At 58.4% G+C, this 17,742-nt stretch carries 17 protein-coding genes; 7 read left to right on the top strand and 10 right to left on the bottom strand.

The features are described from left to right. The first annotated feature begins 16 nt into the window (after positions 1 to 16). From LVW35_RS13925 to LVW35_RS13915, 3 genes are all read left to right on the top strand, one after another. A complete protein-coding gene (locus LVW35_RS13925) occupies positions 17 to 217 on the top strand; it encodes a hypothetical protein (RefSeq protein ID WP_233896278.1) in 201 nt (66 codons plus the stop codon). A 63-nt stretch (positions 218 to 280) separates the two neighbouring features. Next, positions 281 to 607 (top strand): hypothetical protein, encoded by a 327-nt coding sequence (locus LVW35_RS13920; protein ID WP_233896277.1) that lies wholly within the window; start codon positions 281 to 283, stop codon positions 605 to 607. A gap of 49 nt (positions 608 to 656) precedes the next feature. After that, positions 657 to 1,586 (top strand): DNA-methyltransferase, encoded by a 930-nt coding sequence (locus LVW35_RS13915; RefSeq protein WP_233896276.1) that lies wholly within the window; start codon positions 657 to 659, stop codon positions 1,584 to 1,586. Here LVW35_RS13915 and LVW35_RS13910 read toward each other — a convergent pair. Beyond that, complete coding sequence (locus LVW35_RS13910; protein ID WP_233896275.1) at positions 1,578 to 1,736, bottom strand: hypothetical protein; 159 nt, start codon at positions 1,734 to 1,736, stop codon at positions 1,578 to 1,580. The genes LVW35_RS13915 and LVW35_RS13910 overlap by 9 nt on opposite strands. Positions 1,737 to 2,181: 445 nt before the next feature. On the opposite strand from LVW35_RS13910, the gene LVW35_RS13905 reads away from it, so the two are divergent. Both LVW35_RS13905 and LVW35_RS13900 read left to right on the top strand, forming a co-directional pair. Continuing rightward, positions 2,182 to 2,556: a DUF1090 family protein gene (locus tag LVW35_RS13905; RefSeq protein WP_233896274.1), complete on the top strand. Its 375-nt coding sequence runs from the start codon at positions 2,182 to 2,184 to the stop codon at positions 2,554 to 2,556. Between the two features lie 263 nt (positions 2,557 to 2,819). Then, positions 2,820 to 3,101: a hypothetical protein gene (locus LVW35_RS13900; protein WP_233896273.1), complete on the top strand. Its 282-nt coding sequence runs from the start codon at positions 2,820 to 2,822 to the stop codon at positions 3,099 to 3,101. Positions 3,102 to 3,176: 75 nt separating this feature from the next. Here LVW35_RS13900 and LVW35_RS13895 read toward each other — a convergent pair whose 3' ends face one another. The 7 genes from LVW35_RS13895 to pstS all read right to left on the bottom strand — a co-directional run bounded on the left by LVW35_RS13895 (position 3,177) and on the right by pstS (position 8,593). After that, positions 3,177 to 3,374, bottom strand: a complete 198-nt coding sequence (locus LVW35_RS13895; protein WP_233896272.1) for a hypothetical protein — start codon at positions 3,372 to 3,374, stop codon at positions 3,177 to 3,179. 103 nt (positions 3,375 to 3,477) lie between these two features. After that, positions 3,478 to 4,068, bottom strand: coding sequence for a hypothetical protein (locus tag LVW35_RS13890; RefSeq protein WP_233896270.1), 591 nt, complete (start codon positions 4,066 to 4,068; stop codon positions 3,478 to 3,480). Next, a complete protein-coding gene (locus LVW35_RS13885) occupies positions 4,068 to 4,766 on the bottom strand; it encodes a hypothetical protein (protein ID WP_233896268.1) in 699 nt (232 codons plus the stop codon). Before LVW35_RS13885 ends, LVW35_RS13890 begins: the two co-directional genes overlap by 1 nt. A gap of 27 nt (positions 4,767 to 4,793) precedes the next feature. Continuing rightward, positions 4,794 to 5,555, bottom strand: coding sequence for a phosphate ABC transporter ATP-binding protein PstB (pstB, locus tag LVW35_RS13880; RefSeq protein ID WP_010210300.1), 762 nt, complete (start codon positions 5,553 to 5,555; stop codon positions 4,794 to 4,796). Positions 5,556 to 5,631: 76 nt separating this feature from the next. Beyond that, entirely contained in the window at positions 5,632 to 6,525 is an 894-nt protein-coding gene (gene pstA / locus LVW35_RS13875; RefSeq protein ID WP_233896266.1) for a phosphate ABC transporter permease PstA, read from the bottom strand. After that, complete coding sequence (gene pstC, locus LVW35_RS13870) at positions 6,525 to 7,490, bottom strand: phosphate ABC transporter permease subunit PstC (protein ID WP_233896264.1); 966 nt, start codon at positions 7,488 to 7,490, stop codon at positions 6,525 to 6,527. Before pstC ends, pstA begins: the two co-directional genes overlap by 1 nt. A gap of 74 nt (positions 7,491 to 7,564) precedes the next feature. Beyond that, the gene (pstS, locus tag LVW35_RS13865; protein WP_233896262.1) at positions 7,565 to 8,593 is read right to left on the bottom strand and encodes a phosphate ABC transporter substrate-binding protein PstS; all 1,029 of its coding nucleotides are present in this window, start codon (positions 8,591 to 8,593) and stop codon (positions 7,565 to 7,567) included. 184 nt (positions 8,594 to 8,777) lie between these two features. Here pstS and ppk2 point away from each other — a divergent pair, with 184 nt between their 5' ends. Beyond that, the gene (gene ppk2, locus LVW35_RS13860; RefSeq protein WP_233896260.1) at positions 8,778 to 9,695 is read left to right on the top strand and encodes a polyphosphate kinase 2; all 918 of its coding nucleotides are present in this window, start codon (positions 8,778 to 8,780) and stop codon (positions 9,693 to 9,695) included. Between the two features lie 14 nt (positions 9,696 to 9,709). Here the strand turns inward: ppk2 and treS are convergent, their stop codons facing one another. Beyond that, positions 9,710 to 11,773 (bottom strand): maltose alpha-D-glucosyltransferase, encoded by a 2,064-nt coding sequence (treS, locus tag LVW35_RS13855; RefSeq protein WP_233896259.1) that lies wholly within the window; start codon positions 11,771 to 11,773, stop codon positions 9,710 to 9,712. A 185-nt stretch (positions 11,774 to 11,958) separates the two neighbouring features. Here treS and LVW35_RS13850 point away from each other — a divergent pair, with 185 nt between their 5' ends. Further along, positions 11,959 to 16,866 (top strand): dermonecrotic toxin domain-containing protein, encoded by a 4,908-nt coding sequence (locus tag LVW35_RS13850; RefSeq protein WP_233896258.1) that lies wholly within the window; start codon positions 11,959 to 11,961, stop codon positions 16,864 to 16,866. 118 nt (positions 16,867 to 16,984) lie between these two features. Here LVW35_RS13850 and LVW35_RS13845 read toward each other — a convergent pair whose 3' ends face one another. Beyond that, positions 16,985 to 17,740 (bottom strand): AraC family transcriptional regulator, encoded by a 756-nt coding sequence (locus LVW35_RS13845; protein WP_233896257.1) that lies wholly within the window; start codon positions 17,738 to 17,740, stop codon positions 16,985 to 16,987. Positions 17,741 to 17,742: the final 2 nt, after the last annotated feature.

Genomic DNA, 17,742 nt, shown 5'->3' with positions numbered 1-17,742 from the left:
GGATTCCGACCAACCCATGCTGATCATTCGTACTGGAACAGTTTTGACTGGCGAATACGCCGGTTGGGCGATAGAAATTCGGGATGACCGCGCAGGTGAAACCGGAGGTTATTACCTGTTCCTGATCCAGAACGAATCAAATGGTTTCGATTCTTGGTTTGAACTCATAGAGCAGCTGCACGAACAAATTTCAGAACTCAACGTTCGCTGGAATTAGCGCCTCACTCTTTCGCCCCCCTCCCCCTTCAAAGTCAGCCGCTATAGCGGCAAGGACGAAGTCATGCCTGAAGAAATCAAATTGATCCAGCCAGCTCCAGTCGCGCGCGATGAATACGGCATGTTCGCTCATCCCGATATGCCGCCCTTCGACGAGGGCGACGGTGATAAGTGCAAGGCCTGGATCGCTGAACAGGGCTTGCAGGTGAAGATGGTGCAACTCGAATACCACAGCGACGAAGCGGTCTCTGAGCGTTTCGAGGCTGGCGACCCCGATTGCAGCTACTGGGAGCCGGATCGGCCTGATGGCGAAGGCTGGTTCTGCCTGGCCATTCACGACACCGACGACGGCCCTGTCTGCTGGTGGGCACGCCGCGAGGTGACGCCATGATCGCGACCCTCTGGTTCGCCTACATCTTCATCTACCGAGGGCCCAGGCCATGAAACAGCATCGTGTCTTGATCGGCGACTGCATTGAGTCGATGCGGACGCTGCCAGACAAATCGGTTCATATGTGCGTGACCAGCCCGCCCTATTATGGGTTGCGGGATTACGGTGTCGACGGCCAGATTGGCCTGGAGGAAACACCAGCGGAGTTCATCGGGCGACTGGTCGAGGTGTTCCGCGAGGTGCGACGAGTACTACAGGATGACGGTACAGCCTGGGTCAACATGGGCGACAGCTATGCAACCGACAGTAAGTGGGGAGGATCGACAGGTGGCAAGCACGTCAAAGCCCTTCATGGCGATGGCAGCATCGGCAGGACTCGGACACGCACTGGCCTCCCGGATAAAAACCTGATGGGCATGCCGTGGCGCCTGGCCTTTGTCCTTCAAAATGATGGTTGGTATCTGCGCCAGGACATTATCTGGAGCAAGCCGAATCCCATGCCTGAATCCACCAAGGACCGGTGCACAAAGTCGCACGAGTACCTGTTTCTTCTGAGCAAGTCACCACGTTATTACTACGACCAGAATGCGATCAAGGAACCTGCAGCGCTCAGCTCTATAGTGCGAATGGCGCAGGATCTCGAGCAACAGCGCGGGAGTGATCGCGTGCCCGGAAAGTCGAACGGCCCAATGAAAGTGGTGCGCAGCAAGCGGGATAGTTTCAAGCGCGATGATTCAAAGCGAGAGCAACCTATCCCTGGGCAGTCACTGGGAACACACCGGCCAGATCGAGAGGAAAGTTCCTGGCCCTTGGGAAACCTGGGCAGGCCCTTATCTTTTCCGCTTGTCAGTCGGTCCCACCGAGTTGACAGAAAGCGCATTGCTGAGGCTTTTGACCTCAAAACTCTCCGCGGACAACGCGATGTCGACCCGATCAACCTCCGCCAAGTCGCCATCGGTCTTGTAGATAGCTCAGGCTGAGCGACCTTCGTTACGATTTTGTTGTTTTTTTACGCCTTTCCCGGCTTTGCGTTCGTATTGATGGTGAATAAACCAAGCAACCAGAAGTACGCCAGCCAAACCAAAAACGAACACCAACAGCTCTATTGCGGGACCTTCGTGTGAAAACATGTTTCGTTCCTCGTCCTGGAGTATCGCACCTCGAAAACAGGCGCCTTCGAAATAATTCGTAATAATTCATACATTTTCAGGGTAGACGCCAAAAGTGGAGGTGACAACCCCAATATTCACAGAACCATTGAGCTAGACACGTCACTCGTCGAAAAAAGCATTCGCGAGCGCGTCAGCGTCAGCGGCGCACCCGTGGGTGGTGAGAACGCGCCAGCAGCGAGTCGTTGTTGAAAAACGCTGACCCACCCAAGGCACGTTCGATCCTCACGCCTGGAAATCGACGCACAACGTGAAGGCATTCACAGTTAGAGAAATCGAATGTTGAAGCTCAAAAAATGACCAAATAATATTTTGTCGCAACCGAGCACCCACCTTTTATACGGATATTGTTCTGCACCAGCTCGGGTTCCGTCCGTGTGCAGACGATAAAACATTGAGGTTTGCCATGCGTCTTTCCAAGCTCGCTCCATCCGCCGCGCTCCTTAGCCTGATGTCCTTGTCGGCCCATGCCGCTGACTTGACTGCCCTGACGGGTGCTCTTTCAGCTGCGCTGGGTGGAGCAAACAACAACACCAATAACGCCAACTCCGCCTCCTGTCAGCAGCAGATCCGTGACCTGCAGGCAAACATCAATGCGGCCAATGCCAAAGGCGATACGCTACGCGCTACTGCCTTTCAAGCGGCCCTGACGCAGACCAACAAAAGCTGTGGCTCGCCCAGCTACAACGCCCAGGCACAGGTAGACACTAACCCCCAGCGCCAGCAAAACGTGAATAAGGCAGCAGACGCCATCAATGCAATTGGCGGCCTTTTCAAATAGGCCGCAAAGGCCCGTGAAAGCCCGCGACTGCGGGCTTTTTTATGCCTCCTCGCTGGCTTCGAACATTGCCCGTGGTGGCGTTATAGGCGTCGTCAAAGCCTCTCGCTGCTTAAATGAAGATGTGCAGAGCTGCGCAAGGGAACGATGTGCAGCCCTTCACCCTCTACTCAATCAGCAGCCAAATGCCCAGACCGCATCCGCTGCATTTGCCAGGACACCCCATGCGGATGAGTCCGCGCCCTACTCATGAAAGGTCAGCCGTCATGTCTTACGATTACCAGGGTATTGCCAGCGTCATCACTGCCTCCCGGCACATGGGTACGCCCCCCGATGAACAGCTGAATGAATCGGCGAATATTCAATTGACCAGCAGCGGCAAGCCGACACTCGCCCGTTTGAGTTTCGACGACCCTCTTCAATGGCCTCCCCACCCTAACTATGTGACGGTCAACTTGCCGGACGGCTCGTCGGTCGGCGGTGTGATCGCCGACATTGAAAAATCAACCGATGGCCCTGGCTGGGTGACGTTTACCGTGGATGACTGACGCCTGAATGGCCTTCACCCTTCCCCAACAAAAAATCCCGACGCAAAGGTCGGGATTTTTGTACCTGGAGGCTTATCAGTTGTCAGGATGCTCGCTCGCGACTGAATCGGCAGCCTCTACGTCAGACATGTCCTCTTCAAGCGGTGCCTCTTCGTCTGGCGGTAGCGGGATATTATCCTCGTTGCGCTTTGGATCATGCCCGGTCTCGTTGTCTGTGCCGCGGGTCACTTCCTGCTGCGAAATATTGCCTGGGGCGTTTTCATTGATGTCCATACTGGCTCTCCATTCGTACGCTCGGTTTGTCCGCGCTTACCTGTGAGAGACAGCACCACAGCCAGAGTGCCAAGCATTAGACGAGTGGCAACAATCAATGCGCTCAACCGTTCAACGTCAGCCCCGGATAAGCCGGCACCGGCACCTTGTGTCGCTGTGGTTGCTGCCGCGCAAGTTGCGACTGAACCTGCGCAACAGCCTCCAGCACACGCTGCGCCCACTGCTCGTCTTCCGGGTCCACGACCACCACGCGAAACCCGTGATCGAAACCTTCAAGTTGAACGCCTTCAGAATCATCGACGTGCAAGTCAATGTCGAAGGCCGGCGGAAATTTCGACGGGGTGCTGGCCAACCCGCGCTCCGTGAGTGCCTGGTTATGCCGCACACTATTGACCACGCCGTCGACGTGGATACCATACAGCAGCAACCAACGACGGATGTAGGACGGGGTGCGGCCAGACGAGGTGTAGACCCAGACGCTGCAGCCCTGGCGACGCAGTTCGCGGGTCAGTGCACGGGTGCCACTGCGCAGCGGTTCGCCCAGCCAACGGTGCACACACGCCGGCAAGCGGCTGTGCTCGGTCGCGCTGTGGTGGAGCTGGCAGGCCAGTGTGTCATCGATGTCGAACGAAATACGGATTCGCTGACGCTTGAACACACGCTTGATCGTGTCTAGCACTGGGTACCTTCCCATCAATGGGCCCCCTGGTGGGCGGGCGCGGGTGTGTCGCTCAGAAAAAAACCTGTCGGATCAGCGGCGTTATCTTCCAGGAACGCTGCGTATTTTTTCTTGATCTTGGGCAACTCGTACAACGCCATGACGCCATGCTTGGCGGAGTTGCGTATCACCGAGGACGGGTTGAAGTAGCCCTCGGCGTTGTCCAGCGTCAGCACGAACGGCGCCAACCCCTCGCGCATCAGCAGGTAACTGACGATCAGCGACCCACTGCGGTGATTGCCTTCAATGAACAACTGCGGCTTGCTGAGAACTCGCACATAGACACCGGCAGCTCGCTTCCAAACGGATTCGTTATGGTGCTTGCAATACCAGTTATACAAGTCCTTGATGCCACCTTCGACATTGTTGAAAAAGTGCACCTCGGTAGCCGCCAGGTGCTGGGCGTATTCCTGCCGGCGTACCGGGTCTTTGCCACAGAGCACAGTGGCATTGATCTCCAGCATCAGGTTCAGTTGCTGGAGGTCGAACAGGTCGACACCGCGCGCAACATAGTCGTCAATCAGGGCGTAGCCTTCAAGCACATTCTGCAGCACTTCGTCTGTCAGTGGGTCGCGCGGCTCGGTAAAGTCCTGGCTGAGCTGGGCAAAACGGGCCTGTACCTCACGCAGTGCGCGTTCAATCGCGGCCAGGTCAAGACGATGTGTTGCAGGCATTGGCAATCCTGAAAAACGGTGCATGGGTCAGCTGAATTTGCCGCTGATGTAGTCCCCGGTCATCTGCTCACGCGGGTTTTCGAAAATCTGCGCGGTCGGGCCCATCTCGACCAGATAACCGGTACGGGTGCCCTGGGAGATGTCCACCGAGAAAAACGCGGTGGTATCAGCCACACGGATCGCCTGCTGCATGTTATGGGTGACCAGCGCGATGGTGTAGTCCTTTTTCAGCTCGACCATCAGCTCTTCGACACGGCGGGTGGCGATGGGGTCGAGCGCCGAGCAGGGTTCGTCCAGCAACAACACTTCCGGCTCGGTCGCGATAGCGCGGGCGATGCACAGGCGTTGCTGCTGGCCGCCGGACAACGACAGGCCACTGACCTTGAGCTTGTCCTTGACCTCATCCCACAGCGCGGCACCTTGCAGGGCGTGCTTGACGCGGTCGCCCAGGTCACCCTTGTAGCGGTTGAGGCGCAGGCCAAAGGCCACGTTGTCGAAAATGCTCATCGAGAACGGGTTTGGCTGCTGGAACACCATGCCGATGTAACGGCGCACGACAACGGGATCAACGCCCTTGCCATACACGTCCTGGCCAAGGAAGTGCACATGGCCTTCGAAACGAAAACCCTTCACCAGGTCGTTCATACGGTTGAGGCTACGCAGCACGGTAGACTTGCCGCAACCGGACGGGCCGATGAAGCCGGTGATCTTGTTTTTCTCGATTGGCACATGGCTATCACGCACCGCCATGAAGTTGCCGTAGAAAATCTTGTCCAGCTTGCAGTCCATGACCACAGGCGCCTGGGTGACAAACGGAGCGGCGATTTGCGCAGATGATACGTTCAAAATTCAGGTGCTCCCGTTCTTAGTACTTGGGCTTGCCGAAAATACGGCTCACGATATTCACAACCAGCACGATCATTACCAGCACCAACGAGGCCGCCCATGCGAGCTCGAGCTGGTTGTCGAAAGGCATGCCGGAGAAGTTGTAAATCAACACGGCGAGGGACGCCGTCGGATTCATGACCGCCAGGCTGCCGTCGTGGTAGATCCAGTAGTTGCTGAACAGCGCGGTAAACAACAGAGGGGCGGTTTCGCCGGCGGCACGCGCTACTGCGAGCATCACGCCGGTCAGGATCGCGGGCATGCCGGTGGGCAAGACGATTTTCCAGATCACCTGCGAGCGGGTGCAGCCCATGCCGTAGGCCGCATCTTTCATGATCTTGGGCACCATTTTCATCGACTCTTCAGCCGTCAGCACCACGATCGGCAGCATCAGCACCGCCAGCGCCACGCCACCGGCCGGGGCCGAGTAGGTCCCGGTGGTCATCACCACCAGGGCGTAGGCGAAAACACCCGCCAGAATCGATGGCAAGCCGGTGAGCATCTTGGCGGCAAAGCGCGAGGCGTTGGCCAGTTTGCTGTCCGGACCCAGCTCCGCGAGGAAGATTGCAGCCAGGATGCCGACCGGCACGGCGATGGCGGCAGCGATACCGACCATGACGAACGTACCGGCCATGGCGTTGCCGAAACCACCGCCAGTCTCGAACCCCGTGGGTGGCAGCTCGGTGAACACTTCCAGGCTCAAGCGCGCACCACCCCGGGTGATCAGCATGTAGAGCACGGAAATCAGCGGTACGCTGGCCAGCAGCGCGCCGAACCACACCAGTGTAGTCAGCACCAGGCTGCGCAGGGCACGGCCTTCGAACCGGCGCTGCAGGCTCGGCATGGCCGTGATAGGCGTAGAGAGATCAGTCATTATTTAGTACCCCGCTGGGCGTAGACCATGATCATCGAACCGATGACGTTTACCAGCAGCGTGATAAACATCAGGACCAGTGCGGCGTACATCAACACTTCGATCTCGTTCGGGCCGGCTTCGGGGAAGTTCAGCGCCAACAAGGCCGCCAGCGTGTTGGCCGGCGCGAACAGGGAAAGAGAAATGTTGTTGGCGTTACCCACCAGCATCGCCAGGGCCATGGTTTCACCCAGTGCGCGGCCCAGGCCGAGTACCAGCGAACCGAAGATGCCGGTAGCGGCAGAGGGCACCATCACCTTGAGAATCGCTTCCCAGTGGGTGGTCCCCATGCCGTAGGCGGCTTGCTTGGTTTTCATCGGCACACCGGTGAGGGCGTCCTGTGAAACAGCAGCAATGGTCGGCAGAATCATGATGGCCAGCACCAGCGCGGCCGGCAGCAGGCCAGGCCCGCTGAGGGACGTGCCGAAAAAAGGGATCCAGCCAAGTTCAGTATTCAGCCACGCCGTCAGCGGGCGGATGGCCGGGATCACCACATAAATGCCCCAGAGGCCGTAGACCACGCTGGGAATAGCGGCGAGCAATTCGACGATGGTACGAAACACCGCCGCCAGTTTGGCTGGCAGGAAATCCTGGGTGAGAAAAATCGCCATGCTGACGCCAAAAAAGCCTGCGATCAGCAGCGCGATAAGGGCGCTGTAAAGCGTGCCCCAAATAGCTGGCAGAATGCCGTATTTGCCTTGGTTAACGTCCCAGACACTGCCGAACAGCACGTCAAAACCGTGCTTTTCCATGCCGGGAAGTGCCTTGCGCCCTACTTCGAAGACCAGCGCGAAAACCAGCGCCAGCACCAGCACCACGCCAATGCGTGCAAGTGCACGGAAGGTGCGATCAACCAGGAAGTCCTTCGTAGAGGGTGGCTGGCACGCAGAGTCCGGGTTAACCGGTACGACAAAAGGTGTGTTCATTGGCTAATTCCGGAACAAGGGGGGAACGCTCCCGGCATGGCGGACAGCCCATGCCGGAAGCGGCCTGGCAAGCCTTACTGAATGTTGGCGGAAGCTTTGCGAACTTGATCAACAACCGATGGCGGCAGCGGGATGTAGCCCATCGAGTCGGCGATTTTCTGACCTTCGGTCAAACTGTACTCAACCATTTCGCGCATGGCCTTGGCCTTGGCTGGGTTGCCGTTGTCCTTGCGGAAAATCATCCAGGTGTAGGAAGTGATCGGGTAGGACTTGGCGCCATCCGGATCCGGCAGCCAGGCCACCAGGCTTTCCGGCATTTTCACCGCAGCCAGGGCTTCGGCACCGCTTTCAGCGTTCGGTACCACGTACTTGCCGGCCTTGTTCTGCAGTTGAGCAAAGTCAACCTTGGCCAATTTGGCGAAGCCGTATTCGATGTAGCCGATTGCGCCTGGGGTCTGGCGTACGGTGGCGGTCACGCCATCGTTTTTCGGCGATTTGATGAACTTGTCGCTGGCAGGCCAGTTGACGGTGTTGCCTTCGCCCAAGTCTTTCTGGAACTCAGGGTTGATCGCGGCCAAGTGTTTGGTGAATACGGCAGTGGTGCCGCTGGAGTCTGCACGCACGACCACGGTGATCGGCATGTCAGGCAGTTTCACGCCTGGGTTGGCCGCGACGATCTTCGGATCGTTCCACTTGGTGATCTTGCCCAGGAAGATGTTGGAGTACACGTCGCGCGGCAATTTCAGCTCTTTAGGATTACCTGGCAAGTTGAACGCCAACACAATTTCACCGGCCGTCATCGGCAGCAGTTGTGCGCCTTCGGCAACCTTGGCGATGTCTTCGTCTTTCATCGCCGAGTCGCTGGCGGCGAAGTCGACGGTTTTGTTCAGGAAGTCTTGTACACCCGCGCCGCTACCCTTGGATTGGTAGTCAACGGTGACGCCCTCGGTTTTCTTGCTGAAATCCTTGAACCAAGTGAGGTAGATCGGCGCTGGGAAACTCGCACCGGAACCGGTCAGGCGGATGCTCTCGGCAGCAAACACCGAGGTGGCACTGAGAGAAACCGCAACGGCGAGTGCAGCAGACTTCATCAGACGTTTCATTAAGGAAAATCCTTGTGATTTCGGGCTCGGCAACTCTGCAACAATCTTGTTACGGTTTTATGAACGTGCAGTGGCAAAACGCCCGGTTGTCCCCCTCTCCCGCCGCAATCTGGGTTTTTGATGTCATTGCTTAGTAACAAAATGCGACTAAGACTTTGCCATCCCCACCACGCGAGTTCCGCCCATGTCATCAGTAGAAGACGCCTTGATGCAACGCATCCACCGTGAATTGCTGGATCACAGTGACGAAGAGCTGGAACTGGAATTATCCGAAGATGGACACGATCTCAACACCCTGTTTGACGAGCACGTTGGTGAAAGCGCCGAGAAAGCCGCGCGCAGGGTTTACTTCAGCGAGCTGTTCCGCCTGCAGGGCGAACTGGTGAAATTGCAGAGTTGGGTAGTCAAGACCGGCCACAAGGTGGTGATCCTGTTCGAGGGGCGCGATGCCGCCGGTAAAGGCGGTGTGATCAAGCGCATCACCCAGCGCCTCAACCCCAGGGTCTGCCGGGTCGCCGCCCTGCCCGCTCCAAACGACCGCGAACAGACCCAGTGGTACTTCCAGCGCTACGTCTCGCACTTGCCGGCCGCGGGCGAAATTGTGCTGTTCGACCGCAGTTGGTACAACCGCGCCGGTGTCGAGCAAGTCATGGGTTTTTGCAACGACGAGCAGTACGAGGAGTTCTTCCGCACCGTCCCGGAGTTCGAGCGCATGCTCGCTCGCTCCGGCATTCAACTGATCAAGTACTGGTTTTCCATCTCTGACCAGGAGCAGCACCTGCGTTTTCTCAGTCGCATTCACGACCCGCTCAAGCAGTGGAAACTCAGCCCAATGGACCTGGAGTCGCGTCGGCGCTGGGAAGCCTACACCAAGGCCAAGGAGATCATGCTCGAGCGCACCCACATTGCCGAAGCACCGTGGTGGGTGGTGCAGGCCGATGACAAGAAGAAAGCCCGGCTCAACTGCATCCACCACTTGCTTGGGCAGATGCCGTATGAAGAAGTCGAGCTACCGGTGATCGAACTGCCGCAGCGCGTACGGCAGGAGGATTACTCGCGTAACCCGACCCCGCCAGAGTTGATCGTGCCCCAGCTCTATTGATGTAGTGGGGGTGGTCACAGTGGTGAACTGCTGACCACCCGCAATGCCAACCCTTCGTACCCATCCAGGGTGATGGTGAATTCGCCCTCCGCCGTCAGGTCCCCCTCCACCCTCTCGTTGATGATGTCCACCACCATCCCAGCGGCAATATCCGTCAAATGCAGGGTTTCAGTGATAGGCGCAGCACCGAAATTCAACGCGGTGATCTGTGTGCCTTTGCCGGCCGGCAATTCATGGACCATCACCAGCAGCGCCGAGTTTTCAACCTCCGGCACTAAAATCTGGCGGCTGGCGGCGATGTCATAGGCGCGACGCACCGCGAGGATTTTCTGCAGTTGCGAGGCAAAGGATTCCGGGTCCTGCAACTGGGTGTTCAAGCTGCCATACAGGCTTTTCGAGCGCGGCATGTGACCCGCCGAAAGCTCCGCATCCGGGTTCAGGTCCACCAGGTCATAAGCCCCGCGATGAATCCAGCGAGTATCGCCATCCTGCATCAAGTGCTCGACCTCTTCGCCCGCCAGCGGCAGTGCGCCCACCAGATCCCATCCCGATAAGGCAAACACCCCGGGCTGCATGGCGTTGTACATCACCAGCAGCAGATGGATCTGGCGAATCTGCTGGATATCCGCAGCGGTGATCGCATCCAGTTCCCGAATACCCAACGCCGCCGTGATGATGCTGGCGGTGGTACACGACACCCCATTGGTCACGAACTTGAGGTTGTAGGGCGCGTGCTCACCGGCCAGACGCTCATACATCTGCTCGCGAATGTGCTCACGCAGGATATTGCCGGGGAAGGTCTGCCCCTGGTACAGGAACGTGTCATGGGCGTGCAGGGTCCAGAAATGCACCAGCTCCAGGGTCAGCTCATCGTGGTTCTGCAACGCATGGATCAGCGAGCCTGGGTCGATGCCCTGGCGGTGCATTTCGCGCAGCATCAGGCGCAGGAACTCGGCATCGCCCATCAGCAGCGCGTGCTGGTACGCGGGCCGGGTGATGAAGTCATAGGACAGGTCGGCACCGCCATGGGACATCGAGGCAATGTCGTCCACGGTGAGGTTCAACTCCTGAAAACTGAAACCACCCGCCTTGCGAATCGCCCCGCCCAGCAGCTGGTTGCCAGTGATCGACAGCGGATGGCTCTCGGACCACGCCGTGCCGTCCAGCTTGCGCTCCACACCGAGGAAACCGTTGGCGTCCAGGCGCAGGATCTTCGCGCCCATCACGTCAATGGCATGCAGCGCATCACCAATGATCATCTGCTGCGCGGCAAAGGTCGGGTCCAGCCAATTCAGCGACGGCTGGCCTTCTTTGAAGTAATGCAGATACACCCAACGGCGTGGCTTGCCATCCACGCCCAGCACTATGTCCGTCGCGCTCCAGTCGGTTTCCTTGACGCCAGGCTCGAAGAAGATCACCCGCTGCAATTGACCGACGATGTAGTGCTTGTCTCGCAACGCATCGACCTGCACGGGGCTGAGGTTCTGTGCATCACGGCCCTCGGCGACGTCGGGCAGCAGCGGCCAGTCCTCTTCGCGGATTTCCACCATGTGGTAAAGGCCGGGATAGTCCTCGTACGCCATCTCGGCCAGGCGAAAGTCCGCCCCTTTGCCGGTGTGGGATGGGATCACATCATCGATGATCACCGCATTGTGCGCCGCCGCCATGCGCGTCAACGCCTGCAACTGCGCCTCAGTGCCCAGCTGAGGGTCGATCTCGAAACTGATGCGATCGAAATTGCCATCGATGGTCGGCGTGTGCTGCGTGCCACTCAAGCCGCCGGACTTTTTCAGCGGGCCGTTGTGGATGCCCTGGATGCCGATTTTCGACAAGGCCTGCCACAGCGCTTCATCCCCCAACGCCTCCAACACTGTGCCGCCCTCGCGGGTCACGATCGACGCCGGGTAGGCGGTAAACCACACCGACGACAAGGCCGAGGCATCGCGGGGCCGGGTCTGTGCGTATGGCTGCTGCCACAACCGCCCCTGCCCGGAATAGAGCTTGGCCCGCTGGCGGGCCGCGTGCAGCATCGATTGTTCCACCAGCCAGTTCACATGGTTGTTTTCAGCCGCCGTCATATGCCTTGCCCCGAGATCGTGAAAAGTTGCTTGTAGACATATGAGGGGCACAGGTGCCATTCGTTGCATCGCAATGTAACTGTAGGCAGGGAACCATCCTCACCCCGCCGCCACTCAGCTAGCGCCTTGCCGGTCCTACTGTCGACTGGTGTGCGCACTCAATAGCTGAGCAAAGGTGCGAATCCATGAGCATCACCCCGTCGTTACAAACAATATTCATACCACTCTCGAACGATGCCCGAGCCCCAGCCCCTGAGCAGTCATCCGGACAGGCCCAGGGCATTTATCGTTTGGCCTCCACGCCAGATCGTAACCTCCAAAAGCAGCCTGAGGCCGACAACCGCGCCGCCACCGCAAAGGCGGACGGCGACCTGGCCGTCGAGGTCCATAAGGCACTGCTTGACCGGCACAACGACAAACCGCTGCACATTTCGCCGCACTCCACGCTGGGTATGTGGTTCGAACAATTCAAGCAGGCGGTACACAGCCCGGCATTCAAGGCGTGGCTTGAGAGCCAGCAGTTTGACGGGGGTGAAGTCGATTTTCATACGGGCAACAGCAGCATCACCTGGCGTCCGGTTGATCATGCCAAACAGACCCAGCTTAACTTCCGTAGCAGCGCTCATGGAGTCGGCATTGAGGTTGAACTGCACCCGTCAATCGAACCTGCAGACAATGAAGAGGAGTCTCCATTCCGTGCCCTATTCAAGTCGTTAGTCAAACTAGTCAACAGCACAAACGCCAATCAGAATAAAGAAATCAAGCTCACCGGCAGTGAAGACCAACCGGCGATCCTTGGCTTGGTCATGGCCGCCGCAACAGTTATCGACAGCGGTATGAACCGGGGATTGTCTGCCGCCGACGCCGACAAGACCACACTACCTCTGGCAACGGTCTTGGCGTTCTATGGTGTGGACCGCAATGACCCCGACGTTATTGCCGCCCTGGGACGAGACAAGACATTCGCACCCATCACTTCCCCGCGTGCTGTTCAGTCGGATAAGGCCCGTGGCACACGCACCCTACTGAATCATCAGCGACTAGTGGGTGATACCTACGACCGCCAACACCTGGGCAATCAGCTTCAGGTCCTGATCGGCCGCATGGATGCAGGTCAACTCAGCGAATACACCCTACAGCAATCGCTCGAAGATACCCGGATGCCCCTCAGCCCAGGCTCATCCTACAGCCAGGCGCACCATAGCCCAGCAGGTTCCACCGTCAGCCTCGCGCAGTTCATCCATGCCACGGGCAGGGCCCTGCCAAATACCCGTGAAGCATTACTCGATCTTCAACAGCAAATGAGCGGGAGCCCGGACATTCTGCTTGCAGACGCAATGCTCGCCGAAGGATACAGCCGCGCGGTACAGCAGCAACCGAAACCCTCCATGCCGCCGCGGATCGAAGTACCCGCACACTCGGTGATGGGCGCTTGGCTGACGCTTTACCGATCCCATCTGGAACAACCGGTGGTGACGCAATGGATGCGTGACCAAGGTATCGACCCGTCAACAGTGGTCATTACCCCGGCAACGGGTGTCCTATCGGCAAAAGTGAAGGGCCAGGTCAAACAGTTCACCCTGGACGATGATTCCGGATGGCGCCCCCTTGCCAGCCCGTTGATCGCCGCAGCCAAGGTGATCGCTCCTGGCCCTGAGCAGCAGCTCGCTCGCCCTGTGGGCAACCCTGGATTCACCGCCACGCCAGATCAGATCGGCGCGTTTTATGGCGAAGGCCCCAACCCCGACGCGGCAAGGCTTGCCACGTTGAAGGCTCAGGGCGGATTTGACTTCCCTGCCCCAGACACAGCCGCGCAACTGACCTCACGCTCGCTCAAATCCCTTGAGCGGCATGAACACCTTGCAACTGCGCATTACGAAGTGCAGAACAAGGCGGCAGTGGCAAAAGCCCGTGCCAACCGAGAAAAGGAACGCTATCTCAAGTTGATGCTCAACACCGGCCAGGCCCTGCCGGTGCTACGCAACGAAGCCAAAAAGTGGGCCGAAAAAATTATCCTTGAACAAACCGGCCAGACCGTAGACGCGGATAAGATTTTTCTCAACCGCTTCGAAGGAACAGCCACATTAGCCCCCACAGCGACCGGCTGGGAGCACACCGAACAGGAGCCCTCCTCATCCCTTGCACTGCCGGATGCACTGTTGAAGAACTTTAACGAGAAGGACCGGGTTCCCGGCGACCTGGACTTGCTCTCGGGCCTGTACACCGTTGGTAAAGGCCATGGCAAAGAGGGTTACGGTGCCCACAACCAGTTCCCGTTGGCGCCCTCGAAATTGATGAAGGCTGCCTTAAACACCGACTTCCAGGCCCAGTTCACAGAGCAACTGGAAAGGTTCTGGGAAGACCACAATCTCGACTATCGCGCCACCCTCAAAGGCGAATTCGTCAACCAGGCACGCCAACAGCTCAAGGCTTACGAAAGCGCGACGCCTGAAGAGCGACAAGCAATCCCGATGGAACACAGACTGACTCGAGATGACTACCGTCACATCCTGTCGGCGGTGGCTGCCAACCTGCCGCTGGATGAAACACAACCACTGAACCTCGACCAATTGAGGGCCGAAGCCCCCGTCGAAGCGTCCCATGCATCCGTGCATGCACTGGTCATCAACGGCGCAATTTCCAGCGATATTCTGCGGTTGAACAAGCTCAAGGGTGGGCAGCAGATTCTATATATCCCCGGTAGTCAGCCGGCATTTCTCAATTTCAATTCCGTCGCGCAAATGGATCAGTGGATTGCAGAACAGGGTAAAGATCCCGAAAAACGCAAACAATTCGCGTCGCATTTTCGCCTCATCGACCGCCAGGATAACGACAGTTTCTGGCGGGATGTCGGCGTGTTCTTCGGCCGCAGTGAGAAGACCGGCAGAGGGGTGGACACTGCTCTGAAAAACATCGGTTCCGGCTACTGGAGCAACCGAGAACATGTGGTTATCGATGATGAGAATATAAAGCTCAGAGGTGATGTATTCAGCGCCTTGACCGACATTGCCGAAGAGCGCATGACCAGCGACGCGGATGTGACCATCAAGTCCAACAGCGAAATCACCCGCGATACCTGGCTGAACGACATGACTGCCGCAGCGGGCCTGTTAGCCAAATTTGCGCCGGTTGGGGAACCACTGGTGCTGGCGGCGGCTGCAGGCACGGGTCTGGCCGAATTTGCGCTGGGCACCGAGAAAGCCGCGTCCGGCGACACCTCCACGGAGCGCCAACAAGGCGTCTCGGCGGCCATCGACGGCGCCGTTAATACGCTGTTTTCCATCACAGGTGCGAGCGAACGCGTCGCCGAGGACCCTTTCGCACTGCCGTTTGAAACGCCGCCGGCCACTACAGGGCTTACCCGCCAACCGGTGAAGCCCACGCTGCCGTTACGTACCGAGACTTTCGCCGACGGTACCCGCGCCCTGACCACCGAAACCCCAATGTCGGAGCACGCCTACACCCTGCCCCGCGCCAACGGTTTCGACGTGATCGATGATGACCGGGTTTATCGCTACGATCCAAAGACCCCCGGCGTGATGAGCGACCTGCAAGCCGCGGATGAATACAAGGAGCTGGAACAATTCGAAGCCTATTGCCCCGCACCGTCTTCCGGCAGAGTCAAGCGTGGCGACAGTGATACCTGCTTTGTACGCACCGTCAACGAGGTGCAGGGCGAGCTGCAACAGGAGCTGCAAGCCCTTGAGCATGTGCGCCTGTACCCGAGCGCCAAACGACTGCTACAGCGTGAACGCTTCACCGTATTTGAACGGCGCCTTTACAAAGTCAATGGTGAAAAGCTGGTCTCGGTTGCCCGTAAAGATCCCGTCACCTATAAAAGCACCATACGCGGGAGCGTGGTCAACGATAAGAACTTTGGCTTTTATGACGGCACCAGCAACCCCTTCATTGACACGGAAACCCGCGTGGTCAAGCTTGGCCCCATCAGCGACCTGTGCAACGACAGTCGTGACGTGCGCGGCGTGGTGGTTGCCAGCCCGCGCAAGGGTTCCTCGACCAAATACTTGGTCATTGAAGCCGACGTGGGCGAATTCTATTACGCCACACTCGACAGCCTGAAACACCCTGACGCTGTATTTTTAAAATGTACGCCCGAGAAATTCGACGTCGCCCTCGCCAAAAGTTATCGCAACAAGTTGTACACGCGTCAGAGGCCTGCAGGTACCGCCATGGACAATAAATTCGTGGCCCTGCCCAAACTTGAGGATGTGTACAAGGACCTGGAAAAGGCCGGTTATGCCAAAACAGATGTCGACGCGCTGAAAGCCCGGTGTGCCGACATGACTGCCGAACAAAAACGTGAAGTTGCCTACCAGTTGCAGCGACGCGGTGCGACCGGCAAGACCGTTATTGCATTGCACCCTGGTGAAGTGCGCACATTGGTCAAGCCCGCAAATTTCAACGCGTTCACACTGGCACAACAGAACAGGTTCTACGCAGAGCAGACCCTGCAGGCCGTACATGACGATATGCAGGCGACCGGCCTGGGGCCTGGCAACTTGGTGCGTTCGGCGGCTGACCGCGCGCGGGCAGATGCCGCCAACAGTGTGAACAACTGGCTGCGCGAAACCCGCAACCCCAATGCGCTCATTTCTGGAAACATCGTGATAAAGGCAGGCGCCGGCAATTGCGGAGAAATGGCGGCGCTCGCTAGGGAAACCATCATCAATAGCGGCGGATCTGCCTACGATTGGTACGCGGGCGACAGTCATGTTTTTACTGTCGTCGGCGGCCCTCCGGTAAAACCCAAGGGCAGTATCAACTTCACAGAGCCGCAGTGGGCAGACGCGTGGGTGGTCGACCCGTGGGCAGGCATTGCTTGTCCGGCGTCCGAATACACTCAGAAGCTGCAGCAAATCATGAGCAAATGGGCCGCAGACGGCTGGGTGATTCGAATCGGTACAGACCAAGCCATGAGCCCGACGAACCAAAAATGGCTAGATGCGCTGATTCGCGAGCCGAAAGAGCCCTACTCCCATGGCTACAAGGCCGAGCCCAAACCCAAAGCGGCGGCAGTGCCTGTTGTTCCGGTGCCACGGCCGTTACCCCCGGCCGAAACCATCAACGTTTGATGGGGTTCTCCGAAACCGTTGAAGACCCGACCACGATACTCTCAACCCGTAACTTGACCCATCAAAGAGGTCCTGAAGGCCGCCACCGACTAGCGTAGTGAGGGCTTGCCCGCTCACCTCAGGTGTCTCGGTATTGCCGGGGTGTGAAGCCGGTAGACGCCTTGAACTGTCGGGTGAACGCACTGTGATCGGTATACCCGCACTGCAGCGCCACGTCCGTGATCGGCAGATCGGTGTGCAACAGCCGGTGCGCATGCTCCAGCCGCACTTTCTGGATCATCTGCCGTGGCGTGAGGTGAAACACACGCTTGCAGTAGCGCTCCAGTTGCGCCACTGAAATCCCGGCGATGCGCGTCAATTCACCCAGCGTGACACGGCGGTTGAAGTGCGCGCGGATGTGCGCGTCCACGGCGGCCAGGCGCTGGTACGCCGGGTGGCTTTCGCTGGCGGTTTGCAGGTCGACCGAGATACCGGCCAGGCCAATGATCGCGCCCGAATGGTTGTACAGCGGCCACTTGTGGGTCAGGCACCAGCCGGGTTCGCGGGTGCCGTACAGGTGCAGTTCCAACTGATCTTCCAGCACAAAGCCCTGCTCCAGCACGCGCCGGTCCTGCTCGGTGTAGCCCGGCCCCAATTGCGCGGGGAAGACTTCGGCACTGGTCTTGCCCAGCAGCGGTTGCAGCTGCTTGAGGCCGCAGCGCTGCACCAGGGTGCGGTTGGCGAGCACATAGCGGGCCTGGGTGTCCTTGATGAAAATCGCCGCATTGGGGATCACGTCCAGCATCGGCAATAGCTGCGCGACACTGGCCAATAACTGTTCGATGTCTTGGGGGCTGCTCCCTTGGCAAAGGGTCGCGAACGCGCTCTGCATCATGA

The sequence above is a fragment of the Pseudomonas sp. HN11 genome (genome assembly GCF_021390155.1).
Classification (GTDB): Bacteria; Pseudomonadota; Gammaproteobacteria; order Pseudomonadales; family Pseudomonadaceae; genus Aquipseudomonas.
This window is presented reverse-complemented; position numbering and strand designations above follow the sequence as displayed.